Source organism: Pseudomonas sp. 28 E 9 (assembly GCF_900004785.1).
GTDB classification, from domain to species: Bacteria; Pseudomonadota; Gammaproteobacteria; order Pseudomonadales; family Pseudomonadaceae; genus Aquipseudomonas; species Aquipseudomonas orientalis_A.
On the sequence record NZ_CVTK01000043.1, the window covers coordinates 68,695 to 82,195 of the forward strand.

General features: G+C 61.1%; 16 protein-coding genes. 8 read left to right on the forward strand and 8 right to left on the reverse strand.

Annotated elements, in window-relative coordinates:
* Positions 1–250: 250 nt before the first annotated feature.
* Together BFQ00_RS11615 and prlC are read right to left on the reverse strand one after the other, a co-directional pair.
* Positions 251–526: a YheV family putative zinc ribbon protein gene (locus tag BFQ00_RS11615; protein WP_065886753.1), complete on the reverse strand. Its 276-nt coding sequence runs from the start codon at positions 524–526 to the stop codon at positions 251–253.
* Positions 523–2,574: an oligopeptidase A gene (gene prlC / locus BFQ00_RS11620; RefSeq protein WP_065895261.1), complete on the reverse strand. Its 2,052-nt coding sequence runs from the start codon at positions 2,572–2,574 to the stop codon at positions 523–525. Before prlC ends, BFQ00_RS11615 begins: the two co-directional genes overlap by 4 nt.
* A gap of 101 nt (positions 2,575–2,675) precedes the next feature.
* Here prlC and BFQ00_RS11625 point away from each other — a divergent pair, with 101 nt between their 5' ends.
* Both BFQ00_RS11625 and BFQ00_RS11630 read left to right on the forward strand, forming a co-directional pair.
* Positions 2,676–3,218, forward strand: a complete 543-nt coding sequence (locus BFQ00_RS11625) for a gamma carbonic anhydrase family protein (protein ID WP_065886751.1) — start codon at positions 2,676–2,678, stop codon at positions 3,216–3,218.
* Positions 3,215–3,874: an HAD family hydrolase gene (locus tag BFQ00_RS11630; RefSeq protein ID WP_065933606.1), complete on the forward strand. Its 660-nt coding sequence runs from the start codon at positions 3,215–3,217 to the stop codon at positions 3,872–3,874. Before BFQ00_RS11625 ends, BFQ00_RS11630 begins: the two co-directional genes overlap by 4 nt.
* On the opposite strand, the gene BFQ00_RS11635 is transcribed toward BFQ00_RS11630, so the two are convergent.
* Positions 3,871–4,914 (reverse strand): aminopeptidase, encoded by a 1,044-nt coding sequence (locus tag BFQ00_RS11635; RefSeq protein WP_065933607.1) that lies wholly within the window; start codon positions 4,912–4,914, stop codon positions 3,871–3,873. The two genes, BFQ00_RS11630 and BFQ00_RS11635, sit on opposite strands and share 4 nt — an antisense overlap.
* Positions 4,915–5,010: 96 nt before the next feature.
* On the opposite strand from BFQ00_RS11635, the gene BFQ00_RS11640 reads away from it, so the two are divergent.
* Positions 5,011–5,433: a PA0061/PA0062 family lipoprotein gene (locus BFQ00_RS11640; RefSeq protein WP_065895258.1), complete on the forward strand. Its 423-nt coding sequence runs from the start codon at positions 5,011–5,013 to the stop codon at positions 5,431–5,433.
* On the opposite strand, the gene BFQ00_RS11645 is transcribed toward BFQ00_RS11640, so the two are convergent.
* Positions 5,434–5,673: a DUF1161 domain-containing protein gene (locus tag BFQ00_RS11645; RefSeq protein ID WP_065886747.1), complete on the reverse strand. Its 240-nt coding sequence runs from the start codon at positions 5,671–5,673 to the stop codon at positions 5,434–5,436. It abuts the gene before it with no gap.
* Positions 5,674–5,876: 203 nt separating this feature from the next.
* Entirely contained in the window at positions 5,877–6,308 is a 432-nt protein-coding gene (locus tag BFQ00_RS11650; protein ID WP_065886746.1) for an OsmC family protein, read from the reverse strand.
* 215 nt (positions 6,309–6,523) lie between these two features.
* On the opposite strand from BFQ00_RS11650, the gene BFQ00_RS11655 reads away from it, so the two are divergent.
* Positions 6,524–7,525 carry an LLM class flavin-dependent oxidoreductase gene (locus BFQ00_RS11655; protein ID WP_065933608.1) on the forward strand — a complete coding sequence of 334 codons (1,002 nt, stop codon included), beginning with the start codon at positions 6,524–6,526 and terminating at the stop codon, positions 7,523–7,525.
* Positions 7,526–7,584: 59 nt separating this feature from the next.
* On the opposite strand, the gene BFQ00_RS11660 is transcribed toward BFQ00_RS11655, so the two are convergent.
* Positions 7,585–7,809 carry a DUF1161 domain-containing protein gene (locus BFQ00_RS11660; RefSeq protein WP_065933609.1) on the reverse strand — a complete coding sequence of 75 codons (225 nt, stop codon included), beginning with the start codon at positions 7,807–7,809 and terminating at the stop codon, positions 7,585–7,587.
* 116 nt (positions 7,810–7,925) lie between these two features.
* Positions 7,926–8,141, reverse strand: coding sequence for a dodecin (locus tag BFQ00_RS11665; protein ID WP_065886743.1), 216 nt, complete (start codon positions 8,139–8,141; stop codon positions 7,926–7,928).
* Positions 8,142–8,298: 157 nt separating this feature from the next.
* Between BFQ00_RS11665 and BFQ00_RS11670 the strand changes: the two genes are divergently transcribed.
* Positions 8,299–8,625, forward strand: a complete 327-nt coding sequence (locus BFQ00_RS11670; protein ID WP_003170746.1) for a DUF883 family protein — start codon at positions 8,299–8,301, stop codon at positions 8,623–8,625.
* On the opposite strand, the gene BFQ00_RS11675 is transcribed toward BFQ00_RS11670, so the two are convergent.
* Positions 8,622–9,518 (reverse strand): LysR family transcriptional regulator, encoded by an 897-nt coding sequence (locus BFQ00_RS11675; protein ID WP_065933610.1) that lies wholly within the window; start codon positions 9,516–9,518, stop codon positions 8,622–8,624. The genes BFQ00_RS11670 and BFQ00_RS11675 overlap by 4 nt on opposite strands.
* 111 nt (positions 9,519–9,629) lie before the next feature.
* Here BFQ00_RS11675 and trpB point away from each other — a divergent pair, with 111 nt between their 5' ends.
* The 3 genes from trpB (at position 9,630) to BFQ00_RS11690 (ending at position 13,481) form a co-directional block, all read left to right on the forward strand.
* Positions 9,630–10,856 (forward strand): tryptophan synthase subunit beta, encoded by a 1,227-nt coding sequence (gene trpB, locus BFQ00_RS11680; protein ID WP_065933611.1) that lies wholly within the window; start codon positions 9,630–9,632, stop codon positions 10,854–10,856.
* Positions 10,856–11,665: a tryptophan synthase subunit alpha gene (trpA, locus tag BFQ00_RS11685; RefSeq protein WP_065897843.1), complete on the forward strand. Its 810-nt coding sequence runs from the start codon at positions 10,856–10,858 to the stop codon at positions 11,663–11,665. Before trpB ends, trpA begins: the two co-directional genes overlap by 1 nt.
* 172 nt (positions 11,666–11,837) lie before the next feature.
* On the forward strand, positions 11,838–13,481 hold the full coding sequence (locus BFQ00_RS11690; RefSeq protein WP_065933612.1) for an FAD-dependent oxidoreductase: 1,644 nt from the start codon (positions 11,838–11,840) through the stop codon (positions 13,479–13,481).
* Positions 13,482–13,501 lie beyond the last annotated feature (20 nt).

Genomic DNA, 13,501 nt, shown 5'->3' on the forward strand with positions numbered 1-13,501 from the left:
GCAAGAGCGTTTTGCTTACTTTTGCGCTTTTCAAAAGTGAGCCGCCGTAAGGGCGGAACCCATAGCAGCCGTGACCGCAGAAACGGATATGTACTCGGTCTGATCCAACATCCTGGTCGGCCCAGAGGCCGCCATCGGGGGCAAGCCCCCTCCCACATTTGGACCTCGGAGTGTCAGGTAGAACCGCGTCGGCTGTCCGGCCGTCACAAGGGCAAGCCCCCCTCCCACATCTTGGATCGGCGTAAGGCGGTTAGTCTTTTTTCAGCTTTGGATTGGGAAAAAACTGCACCGCCTGCACCTTCGGATCGGCCGGCGCTTTCAAGGCCGAGGTATTGACCCGCGTGCCCAACTCCCTGGGCACTGACAGCCCCTGGTCATTGAGCGTATCGGTATACCCGCAGGCCACACATTCGCGGTGCGGCACGTTGTCCTCGGTCCACATCTTCAGCTTGTCCGGCTCGCTGCACGCCGGGCAGACCGCCCCGGCGATAAATTGCTTTTTGGTAATCACAGGCCCTTCACTCATGCTGCCGCGTCCTCACTCAGGCCGCTGTGGCGCAAGAGTGCGTCAATCGACGGCGCCCGTCCGCGGAAGTCGACGAACAACACCATCGGCTCCTGGGAACCGCCCCTTGCAAGGATCGCTTCCCGGAAGGCGCGGCCGGTCTGGGCATTGAGCACGCCGTCTTCTTCGAACTTGGAGAAGGCATCCGCCGAGAGCACTTCGGCCCACTTGTAGCTGTAGTAACCCGCCGCATAACCGCCGGCGAAGATATGCGCAAAGCTATTGGGGAAGCGGTTGTAGGCCGGCGGACGCATCACCGAGACTTCATCGCGCACACCGTCGAGTACCTGCGCCACACTGCGACCGTCGCCGTGGGTGGCGTGCAGTTCGAAGTCGAACAGCGAGAACTCCAGCTGGCGCACCATCATCAGGCCGGACTGGAAATTCTTCGCCGCGAGCATTTTTTCCAGCAGGTCCTGGGGCAGCGGTTCACCGGTTTCATAGTGACCGGAAATCAGCGCCAGGCCTTCAGGCTCCCAGCACCAGTTCTCCATGAACTGGCTCGGCAACTCCACCGCATCCCAGGCCACGCCATTGATACCGGATACGCCGGCGTGTTCAACGCGGGTCAGCAGGTGGTGCAGGCCATGGCCGAACTCGTGGAACAGGGTGGTGACTTCATCGTGGGTCAGCAGCGCAGGCTTGCCACTGTCGGCCGGGGTGAAGTTGCACACCAGGTTGGCCACCGGACTTTGCAGCACGCCATCAATGGTGCGGCGGCGGTCGCGGGCGCCGTCCATCCAGGCACCGCCACGCTTGTTGGCGCGTGCATACAAATCAAAGAAGAAGCGGCCGACGTGCTGGCCGTTTTCCTTGATCTCGAACAGGCGCACGTCCGGGTGCCAGGCGTCGAAACCTTTCTGTTCGGCGATTTCGATGCCGTACAGGCGCTGCACAATGGCGAACAGGCCGCCCAGCACCTTGTCGATCGGGAAGTAGGCGCGCAGGGCTTCCTGGGACACGCTGTAGCGCTGCTCGCGCAGTTTTTCGCCGTAGAAACCGCTGTCCCAGCTTTGCAGATCAGGGCAACCCTGTTCAGCGGCGTAGGCTTTGAGCTGCTGCAGGTCCTGGGTGGCGAACGGCTTGCTGCGCCGGGCCAGGTCGCGCAGGAAACTCAGCACCTGATCGCTCGACTCGGCCATTTTGGTGGCCAGGCTCAGTTCGGCGAACGACGCGTAGCCCAGCAATTGAGCCAGTTCCTGACGCAGGTCGAGGATCTGTTCCATCACCGGGCCGTTATCGTTCTGACCGGCATTCGGGCCCTGGTCCGACGCGCGGGTGCAGTAGGCCGCGTAGACTTCTTCACGCAGGGCACGGTCCTGGGCGTAGGTCATTACCGCGTAATAGCTGGGAAATTCGAGGGTGATCAGCCAGCCATCGAGACCTTTGGCCTGGGCGGCGGCGGCCATTTGCGCCTTGGCCGAATCGGTCAGGCCGGCGAGGGTGGCCTGGTCGGTGACGTGTTTGGTCCAGGCCTGGGTGGCGTCCAGCAACTGGTTGGAGAATTTGCTGCCCAGCTCCGACAGCTTGCTTTGCACGTCGGCGTAGCGCTTCTGCTGCTCGGGCGGCAAATCGATACCCGACAGGCGGAAGTCGCGCAGGGCGTGTTCCAGAATGGTTTTTTGCGCCACATCGAAACCGGCGGCTTCCGGGCTGTTGGCCAGGGCTTCGAAGGCCTGGAACAGCTCACGGTTCTGCCCCATCTCGGTGGAGTAGGCGCTCAATGCCGGCAGGCAAGCCTCATAGGCTTCGCGCAACTCGGCGCTGTTACACACGGCGTTGAGGTGGCTGACCGGGCTCCAGGCCGCGCCCAGGCGATCATTGAGCTCGTCCATGGCCAGGACCAGGCCCGCCCATGTCGGATTTTTGCCCTGGCTTTGCAGGATGTCTGCGATCGCTGCACGGTTGTCGGCCAGGATCTGTTCGATGGCCGGCTGGACATGCTCGGCACGGATCGCCGAGAACGGCGGCAGGTCGTAGGGCTGCAGAAGAGGGTTGTTCGCGCTCACGGTTGGCACCTTGGCTGAAGAAACAGATAAGACAAAGATGGGGCCATCTTAATTACAATCAACACCCACCGCAGCTATCAGTACAACAGAGAGAGGCTATCGTGACCCTTCGCACCTATCAGAATCACACGCCAACCCTGGGCACCGGGGCGTTTGTCGATGTTTCGGCGGTGGTGATCGGCGATGTCGAAATCGGCGCCGACAGCTCGGTCTGGCCATTGACGGTGATTCGCGGCGACATGCACCGCATCCGTATCGGTGCGCGCACCAGCGTGCAGGACGGCTGTGTGCTGCACATCACCCACGCTGGCCCGTTCAACCCGGACGGCTTCCCGCTGTTGATCGGTGACGACGTGACCATCGCCCATAAAGTCATGCTGCATGGCTGCACCGTGGGCAGCCGCATCCTGATCGGCATGGGCAGCATCGTCATGGACGGCGCCGTGGTGGAGGATGACGTGATCATCGGGGCCGGCAGCCTGGTGCCGCCGGGCAAGAAACTCGACAGCGGCTTTTTGTATGTCGGCAGTCCGGTTAAACAGGTCCGCCCGCTGACCGACAAGGAGCGCGCCTTTTTCACCTACAGCGCGGCGAACTACGTGAAGCTCAAAGACCTGCACATCGCGCAAGGATTCGACCAATGACCCTGCACCACCAGACCGTGCTGTTCGACCTGGACGGCACCCTCACCGACCCGCGCGAGGGCATCACCCGTTCGATCCAGTACGCCCTCGGCAAACTGGGCATCGACGAGCCGGACCTGACCCGGCTCGAACACTTCATCGGCCCGCCGTTGCTGCAGGCGTTCATGCAGTTCTATGGCTTCGACGAGGCCAGGGCCTGGGACGCGGTGAATTTCTATCGCGAGCGCTTCAGGGTCACGGGGCTGTATGAAAACCAGGTATTCGACGGCGTGATGCCACTGCTCGAAGAACTGAACAGCCAGGGTCGCCAACTGTACGTGGCGACCTCCAAGCCGTGGGAATTCGCCCGTGAGATCGCACGGCATTTCGACTTTGCCAAGCACTTCAAGGTGATTTACGGCAGCGAGCTGGATGGCACACGCACCAACAAGGTCGAGCTGATCGCCCACCTGATGCGTGAAGAAGGGCTGGACCCGGCCACCACCTTGATGATCGGTGATCGCAAGCATGACCTGATCGGCGCGCGCAGCAATGGGCTCGACTCGGTGGCGGTGGGTTATGGGTTTGGCAGCTTTGAAGAGCTGAATGCCGAAGCGCCGAACTGGCATTTTGAGACGTTGGCAGACATGCATCAGGCGTTTTTGCGGCGGCCCTAATGGGCAACACTCTCCAACTGCCTCAACGCCGCCTTGCGCTGCTCCACCGGCAACCCGCCTAACATTTCCACCGCCCCATAGAACTTCACCCAATCCCGCCCTTCCTGCGCAAACAACGCCGCAAACGCCGGCACCCACTGGTCATACAGCCCGAACGGCAGCAGCCGCGCGTTGTTCATCGGCTGGTTGATCCACGCGTCATAACGCTTGTCACCGCCCCACTGGCTGTCGCGCAGGTGGCGGTACTCACGGCGCAGGCGCTCGAACTGCGCGGCCTTGGCCTGGCGCATCACCTCGGCCGCCAATGGCTGGGCGTAAAGGTTTTCCAAGCGTTTGCGGGTAGCGAGAATCAACTGGGTAAACTGGTCGCGCTGCTGCAACGTCGCATCGCTCAGCGGCGCCAGGCCACGGGCGGCGCGCCATTGCCGCGTACCTTCCTGCTCGACAAAGCTGGCGAATGACTCGTTGAACTCGGTGTCGTCCTTCACATAGAAGCGCTGATGCGCCAGCTCGTGGAAGATCAGGGTGGCCAGACGTTCATCGCCCCAGTTCATCATCGAACTGATGATCGGGTCATTGAACCAGCCCAGTGTGGAATAGGCTTCGACGCCGCCAATCGACACGTCCATGCCTTGTTGGCGCAGCAATGCCGCCTCGCCACGCGCGGCGCCCTGGCTGTAGTAGCCGCGATAGGCTACACAACCGGCGATGGGGAAGCAGTGGTTTTGCGCAGACAAAGAAAATTCCTGCGTGGCGAAGACATTCCACACCACATAGGGTCGACCAATATCGGCATACAGCCGGTAGCTTTGATTGTCGGGCAAGTGCAGCTGTTCGCTGGCGAACGCACGGGCCTTCTGGGATTGAAGCAGATGCTCACGCAACCCTTGCGGACGAGCCGGATCGGCGATGACCTCGGCCACCGGTTCCCGCGCCCGCAGCAGTTGCCATTGGCCACTGGCTAACTGGCCGTAGTAACTGACGCTGGAGCAGCCGCTGAGCAGCATCACCAGCAACCCAGGAAGAAAACGCCTGATCATGCCGCGACTGCTCCTGGGTACGCTTGAATCGAATTTGAAGGTTCCACGTGATGGCGTGTTTATACTCAAAATATCTTCTCGCGTTGAGTTCCTGCCATGCGCCAGCTTTTGTACCCCGTCGCCGCCCTGTTGCTCAGCGCTTGCGCATCGACGCCGATCCCGCCCGTCGACCCGCAACAGGCCTGGGTCGATTTCACCACGCCAACCCCGGGCGCCAAATTGGTCATGGCTCAGCGCCTGGACGGGAAATACCTCGAAGACGGGCGCTATTTCCAAATGCCGCCCGGGGCCCACGAACTGATGGTGCGCTTCGACTTCGAAGTGCCCGCCGGAGGAGGGTTGGGGGGGCTCAGCCAGATGATGTATCGAACCTGCTTCATGACCTTGCAGTACGACCATTTCCAGGCCGGCCAACGCTACATACTGGAAGGGCGCTCATTGGCCTTCACGCCCAACATCCGTTTGTACGACCCGGCGCGGCAATTGCTGGCCGAAGAGCGCAGCGTGAACTGCATCTGATCAGTCGTTGTTCTTCTGGTAGATGATGCGCTTGGTGCCGTTTTCGCAGGAACCGACAATCATGGCGCTGTCATGATTCTTGGCTTCTTCGGCGGTGATGATTTCCAGGGTGTAGGACGGGATCGCCTTGGCCTGGATGTTGACTTCGATTTCTTTGCGCAGCTCTTCGCAGTCTTTTGGCGCGGCCATGGCCGAAGTGGCCAATACGCCGCAGATGACCGCCAAAGCAAAACGTTTCATGTGTGTAGCTCCCTGAATGCATTGCGCACGGGTGTGCGTCTAGGCTGCATAGGCTATAGGACCACATTTATGAAACACGAGTTCTGATTTAACGCAGAACAAAATGAGGGAGGGGACTTGCTCCCGATAGCGGTGGATCAGCTAAATTTCTTCGGCTGACCCACCGCTATCGGGGGCAAGCCCCCTCCCACACAGTCCGGGGGTTAGTTCAGGAGCGTGGCATCCAGGGTGATGGTTGCATTCAGCACCTTGGACACTGGGCACCCTTCCTTGGCCTTTTTGCTCAGTTCGTCGAACTGCGCCTGGCTCGCGCCAGGAATCTTGGCTTTAAGCACCAGATGCACAGCGGTAATCGCAAAACCGCCCTCGACCTGGTCGAGCGTCACCTGGGCTTCGGTGTCGATGCTGTCAGCCTTGAGGCCTGCATCGCCGAGAATCATGGAAAATGCCATGGAGAAGCAGCCGGCGTGGGCCGCACCAATCAGTTCTTCAGGGTTGGTGCCCTTGCCGCCTTCGAAGCGGGCCTTGAAGCCATAGGGCGCTTCGCGCAGCACGCCGGTCTCGGTGGAAATCGAACCCAGGCCAGTCTTCAGATCGCCTTCCCAATGCGCGGATGCCTTTTTAACGATACTCATAGCTTTCTCCTCGAACGGTGATTTTGCGTCAGTAAGGTTCTGAGGATAGACGCCGTCGCAAAGTTCATCTTGTCGGAAAGACCTACCAAATAAGTAGGAAATTTCATGGCTGCTATTGAATCTCGGGTATATGCCCTCATTGCATAGACCATGCACATGAAGCGGCAGGTTTTGGTTCGTCTAAGAAGCCTGCGCCCCTATTGGAGAAGCAGGCTATGAAATCGCTGTCCGACGTGAAGTTCTCGACCCTCGACCTGGTGCCCGTACGCGCCAACGGCAGTGCGGCGCAATCGTTACGCAATTCCCTGGACCTTGCCCAGCACGTGGAAAAGCTCGGCTATAACCGTTTCTGGGTGGCTGAGCACCACAATATGGACGGTATCGCCAGCTCGGCCACATCGGTATTGCTGGGCTACCTGGCCGGTGGGACCTCGACTATCCGCGTCGGCTCCGGCGGGGTGATGCTGCCCAACCACGCGCCGCTGGTGATTGCCGAGCAGTTCGGCACCCTGGAGAGCCTGTACCCTGGCCGTATCGACCTGGGCCTGGGCCGCGCGCCCGGTTCCGATCAGATGACCGCCCGCGCCCTGCGCCGTGAACGCTCCGGCAGCGCGGACGACTTCCCGCAAGACGTGGCCGAACTGATGGCCTATCTCGGCCCGCGTACGCCCGATCAGCGGGTGATCGCAGTCCCGGGCACCGGCACCAACGTGCCGGTATGGTTGCTGGGCTCGAGCCTGTTCAGTGCGCAATTGGCCGGTGAACGTGGCTTGCCCTACGCCTTCGCCTCACATTTCGCACCGCGCCTGATGCATGAAGCGGTTCGGGTGTACCGCAATCACTTCAAGCCTTCGGCGGTGCTGGACAAGCCCTACGTGATGCTCGGCATTCCGCTGGTCGCCGCTGACACCGACGAACAGGCCGACTACCTGGCCACCTCGGTGTACCAGCGCATCCTCGCGCTGATGCGCGGGCAAAGCCTGGTGCAGCGCCCACCGGTAAAAACCATGGACGGCCTGTGGCTGCCCCACGAGAAAGAAGCGGTGGGCAGTTTCCTCGGCCTGGCGATGGTGGGCAGCCCGGCGAAGATCCGCGCCAAACTGGAGGTGCTGATCGAACAGACCGGCGCCGACGAACTGATCTTTACCTGCGACCTGTATGAGCACGCCGACCGGATTCATTCCTACGAACTGCTTGCGCAGGTGATGAAGGGCTAAACCCCAGGCGAAAAAAAACCGACGCGCCTGCGTCGGTTTTTCATGTCTGCAACACGGGATCAACCGCGCTTGTAGACGATTTCCTTGGTGTTGCCTTCGCAACTGCCAATCACTTGGCCATCGGCGGCAGCGCCTTTATCCACAACATCCAGCGAATAGTGCTGGACGCCCTTGGCATCAAGCTTTGCCGCGAGTTCGCCTTTGAGCTCTTCACAAGGCTTGCCCGCCGCCAGGGCCGTACCTGCAATGCTCAACAAACCTACCGCCAACAGAAACTTCTTCATCCGATACTTTCCTTGCGCTGGTCGAAAAGAGCATGCCGACGCTCAGGGCGTCGGCATGCATTGGGTGTAGCGCAGGTTATGGCAATCGGCCAGCGGTCAAAGTTCCGCGTGCCCGATCAACTACTGGCAATTCGGAATCCCACCTTCAGGGTGACCTGATAGTGCGCGACCTTGCCATCCTCGATATGCCCACGGGTTTCAGTCACTTCAAACCACTCCAGATGCTTGAGGCTTTTGCTGGCTTCGGCCAGGGCATTCTGGATCGCATCTTCGATGGTGGTGGTGGATGAGCCCACCAATTCGACTTTCTTGTAGGTGTGATGTTCGCTCATGGTGTTTCTCCTGTAGGTCGTCAATCAAGACTAGCAGTGAATATTCGTACTGCTTGAGGCGACCGCTCGGCCACGAAAGTTCAGATTTAATGCACTTTCTGAAACGGCCGCAGTCGGTATCTACACACGCCACTCAATCACTTCAGGAGATGTCCAAATGGCCAACACTTCTTTACGCAAAGCGTCGCTGGAAAGCATGGAAGCCGAGATTTCGAGCCTGCTCAAATCCCTCGAGAGCCTCAAGGACGACGCATCCGATGAGTCGCGCAAAACGCTGAAGGCCCTGAAAAGCAATGCCGAGAATGCCCTCAAGCACTCGCGCCACCTGATCAGCGACGCGTACGAAGAAAGCAAAGTCAAAATTCGCGAAACCGGCGTTGCCACTCGCGATTACGCACAAGAACACCCATGGACCACCGCCGGCGTTGCCGTCGGTGCTCTGGGTCTGCTGGCAGCCTACCTGCTGTGCAAACGCGGCGACTAAACAGGTTGGCGTGCCAGCTCAGCCTTGAGCCACTGCGCCAATTGCCCGGCGCGCCCATCTGCGGCGCGCTTGGGTAGCCACAACGCCAGGTGCGCCGGGGTCTCACTGAAGCCCCACGGCGCCACCAGGCGACCCGCACGCAGGTCCTCCGCCACCAGCGGTTGTGGCGCAATCGCCACGCCCAGTCCTGCCACCGCCGCTTCCAGCAAATAATACAAATGTTCAAAACCCTGGCCGAGTTTCAGCGCGTCGGGCTCGATCCCGTGTTGCTGCGCCCAACTGGGCCAGGCCTGCGGGCGCGATGTGGTGTGTAAGAGAGGTTCGCCACGCAAGGCCTGGGCCGGTGCCTGGCGCAGGCGCTCATAGCCGGCGAAGCGTGGACTCATGACGGCGCCGATACGCTCGCTGGCCAGCTCGTACACCTGCATATCCGCCGGCCAAGGCGGCTCGGCGAATACCAGCAGGGCATCAAGGCCGGGGCGCCTGGGGTCGAGGTCGCCGTCACCGGCCGACAGGTGCAGACGCAAGTCCGGCAAGTCAGCATTCAAGCGCCCCAGACGCGGTATCAACCAGCGCGCCAGCAAGCTGCCCGAGCATCCCAGTACGAAGGGCGCGTCGGCGCTGCGCTGGGTGAGTTCGGCACACACATCGCGCAGACGCTCGAACGCCTCGGCGCTGGCATCGCGTAACCTTGCCCCTGCATCTGTGAGTTTAAGGCCGCGCCCCTCCTTGACGAACAGGCTGACGCCCAAGTGTTCTTCCAGCACTTTCAATTGACGACTGACTGCGCCATGGGTGACATGCAAGTGCTCCGCAGCCTGGCTGACGCTGCTGAGGCGGGCAGTGACTTCAAAGGCGCGCAGCGCATTGAGCGGCGGAAGGTCTCGGCTCATCTGTGAGTTTTCCTGACTGGTTACGGCGATCTTATCGGTTTTCAGCCCAAAGCGGCAGGGGTAGAGTGGTCCTCATTGTTTCCCACACCCCTTTCTTTCCTGGAGCGTCCCATGACTCAGTCCCAGACCGACCTGCGCAACGGCCCCGACGTCAACGGCCTGTTTGGTGCGTTCGGCGGCCGCTACGTCGCTGAAACCCTGATGCCGTTGATCCTCGAGCTGGCCCGTGAATACGAAGCGGCGAAGATCGATCCGGCGTTCAACGAAGAATTGGCCTACTTCCAACGCGATTACGTCGGGCGTCCAAGCCCGCTGTACTTCGCTGAACGCCTGACCGAGTTCTGCGGCGGCGCCAAGATCTACCTCAAGCGCGAAGAGCTGAACCACACCGGCGCGCACAAGATCAACAACTGCATCGGCCAGATCCTGCTGGCGCGGCGCATGGGCAAGAAACGCATCATCGCCGAGACCGGCGCCGGCATGCACGGCGTGGCCACTGCCACCGTCGCCGCGCGCTTTGGTCTGCAATGCGTGATCTACATGGGCACCACCGACATCGAACGCCAACAGGCCAACGTGTTTCGCATGAAGCTGCTGGGCGCCGAAGTGATCCCGGTGGTCGCCGGCACCGGCACCCTGAAGGACGCGATGAACGAGGCCCTGCGTGACTGGGTCACCAATGTCGACGACACCTTCTACCTGATCGGCACCGTGGCCGGCCCGCACCCGTACCCGGCCATGGTGCGCGATTTCCAGGCTGTGATCGGCAAGGAAACCCGCGACCAATTGCAAGCCCAGGAAGGCCGCCTGCCGGACAGCCTGGTGGCGTGCATCGGTGGCGGCTCCAATGCCATGGGCTTGTTCCACCCGTTCCTGGATGACACCAGCGTCGAGATTATCGGCGTTGAAGCGGCCGGTCATGGCATCGAAACCGGCAAGCACGCCGCCAGCCTCAATGGCGGGGTGCCCGGCGTACTGCACGGCAACCGCACCTTCCTGCTGCAGGACGATGACGGCCAGATCATCGATGCGCACTCGATTTCCGCAGGCCTGGATTACCCCGGCATCGGCCCTGAGCACGCCTGGTTGCACGACATCGGCCGTGTCCAGTACACCTCGGTGACCGACGATGAAGCCCTCGATGCTTTCCACAAATGCTGCCGCCTCGAAGGGATCATTCCGGCGCTGGAAAGCGCGCACGCCCTGGCCGAAGTATTCAAACGCGCACCGACCCTGCCCAAGGAGCACCTGATGGTGATCAACCTGTCCGGCCGAGGCGACAAAGACATGCAGACCGTCATGCACCATATGGAACAGTCCCAGCAGGAGAAACATTGATGAGCCGCCTGCAAACGCGCTTCGCGCAACTCAAAGAGCAGAACCGCGCCGCCCTGGTGACCTTCGTCACCGCCGGCGACCCGGGCTATGACGCCTCGCTGGCCATCCTCAAAGGCCTGCCCGCTGCCGGAGCCGACGTGATCGAGTTGGGCATGCCCTTCACCGACCCGATGGCCGATGGCCCGGCCATCCAATTGGCCAACATCCGCGCGCTGGAGGCCAGGCAGAACCTGGCGAAAACCCTGCAGATGGTTCGCGAGTTCCGCAAAGACAACAACGACACTCCCCTGGTGTTGATGGGCTACTTCAACCCGATCCACAAGTACGGTGTCCCGCAATTCATCACCGACGCCAAGGAAGCGGGCGTAGACGGGCTGATCGTGGTGGACATGCCGCCTGAACATAACGGCGAACTGTGCGATCCGGCCCAGGCGGCGGGTATCGACTTTATCCGCCTGACCACGCCGACCACTGATGACGCACGCCTGCCGACGGTGCTCAACGGCAGCTCCGGCTTTGTGTACTACGTGTCGGTAGCGGGCGTGACCGGTGCCGGAGCGGCCACCCTGGAGCACGTCGAAGAAGCCGTGAGCCGCTTGCGTCGCCATACCGACCTGCCGATCAGTATCGGCTTCGGCATCCGTACACCCCAGCAAGCGGCGGCCATCGCGCGCCTGGCGGACGGTGTGGTGGTGGGGTCTGCACTGATCGATCACATCGCCAACGCCGACAGCCACCAGCAAGCGATCGATGGCGTATTGAGCCATTGCGCGGCACTGTCCGAAGGCGTGCGCAACGCACGTCGGTAACTACCGGTCCGGATTCTTGCGCTAGGCCTGTGGGGGGTGACATGCCGTTACCCCCACAAGCACTTCATGCCTCTTGTCGTCTAACCGCCTCTGCAAGCCCCCCGCAGTCCTTGCCTCCCGGTTGTTAAGTTAGCTGCATCAGAAGTCATCCCTGGCTCTTAAGGAGTACATTATGGCATTTGATCTCATCACGTGTTTGGACCACCGTCATTCCACTTTGCAGAAAGGCTTCAACCTGCGCTGGCCGTTGGGCAATGTGCAGGGCGAATCGTCGCCCAATGGCGCCAGCCGCATCTACCTCTGCCACAGCCCCCAGGACATCATCGACGCTGCCGCCGAAGCGCTGGCGATCACCCACGGACGTATAACGGTTCGTAGCGGTGGCCACTGCTACGAAGGTTTCGTCGCCAACAAGATGCCCGGCAACAGCGACGAGGTGCTATCGATCCTGGATATCAGCCCGCTGAATCAGGTGGTCTACGCCGCCGATGGGCAACTGGCTTCCGACCTGGTCCCCGCGCGGCCCGAGCGCTACAGCTTTCGCCTGGAGGCCGGTGCGCAGAATTGGGACGCCTACGTCAGGTTATACAAGCTGGCCAATAAGACACTGCCGGGCGGCCTGGGCGGGCATATCTGCGGGGGCGGCTATGGATTGCTGTCACGCAAGCATGGCCTGGTGTGCGATTGGCTGCACGGTGTGGATATGTTGGTGCCCAATGCACAGGGTACCGGCCTGACCCCCGTGCATGTCTCGCGAGACAGCACAGACCCTGACGAGCTCGACCTCTTCGCGGCGTGCTGCGGCGCCGGTGGCGGTCAGTTCGGCATCATCACCAGCTACTATTTCAAGGCATTGCCCGGGGCGCCGAAGGAAGTGCTCTGGCTGGTGCTGCAATGGGATTGGTCCCTGCTGACCGATAAGTCCAGGCTCGACAACCTGCTTATCGCCTATCAGAACTGGTTCGCCCTCAACCAAAGCAATCCCGACACGTGGGGGTTGGCGACCAAACTGGAGATGCGCCATCCGCACACGGGTAATGTGACCCTGGGCATTCACTACGTTGATCGGGACGCAGGGGTAAAGGACCAGGCGCCCTTTGAAGATTTCGTCGCAAAAATGCTCGATGCCATTGGCCTGCCCGCGACGGAATGCCTGGTGCCGTTTTACGTTGTGCATATGCCAAGCGGCGGCGCCAGCGGACGCGCCATCAAAGCATTGCCAGACGCATTGGCCGCCACGCGACGCCTGGATTGGCTGGTGTGCCAGCAAACCTTGAATGGTTCAGGGGACAATCTGCGCGGGCGCTACAAGTCGGCCTATCAGAAGGGCGAATTCACCCCTCAGGTGCTCCAGGCGATATGGGACACGTTGCACTGGGACGACCCCGATGGATACCTGACCCAGAGCCTGATACAAATCCAGTCGTTTGGCGGGCGCATCAACGAGGCCACACCGGCGGTTCGCAAGGAGTCGTCGGCCTCACAGCGCTCGTCCTACCTGAAGTGGCAACCGCAGTGCTATTGGCAGGAGGCCGGCGAGGCGGCGGACCAGGCCCACGCCCGATGGATTCAGGGACTGTTTTTCCAAGCGTTCGCCAATGACCAGGGGGTGCCCCTCAATGACCAGTTCGAGGGTTGCTATATCAACTACCCGGACCTGGACATGACTCATGAGGACGGCAACCCGGCCAGGCCGAAAAACCCCTACTGGTACAAGATTTTCGTCCCCGACCTCATGATCGAAAGCCGCCTGCGCCGCACCAAGCGGCATTGGGACCCGCACAATGTGTTCCGTAACGAGATGTCCGTGCCGTGAACAGGTAAGGAAGGCGACCT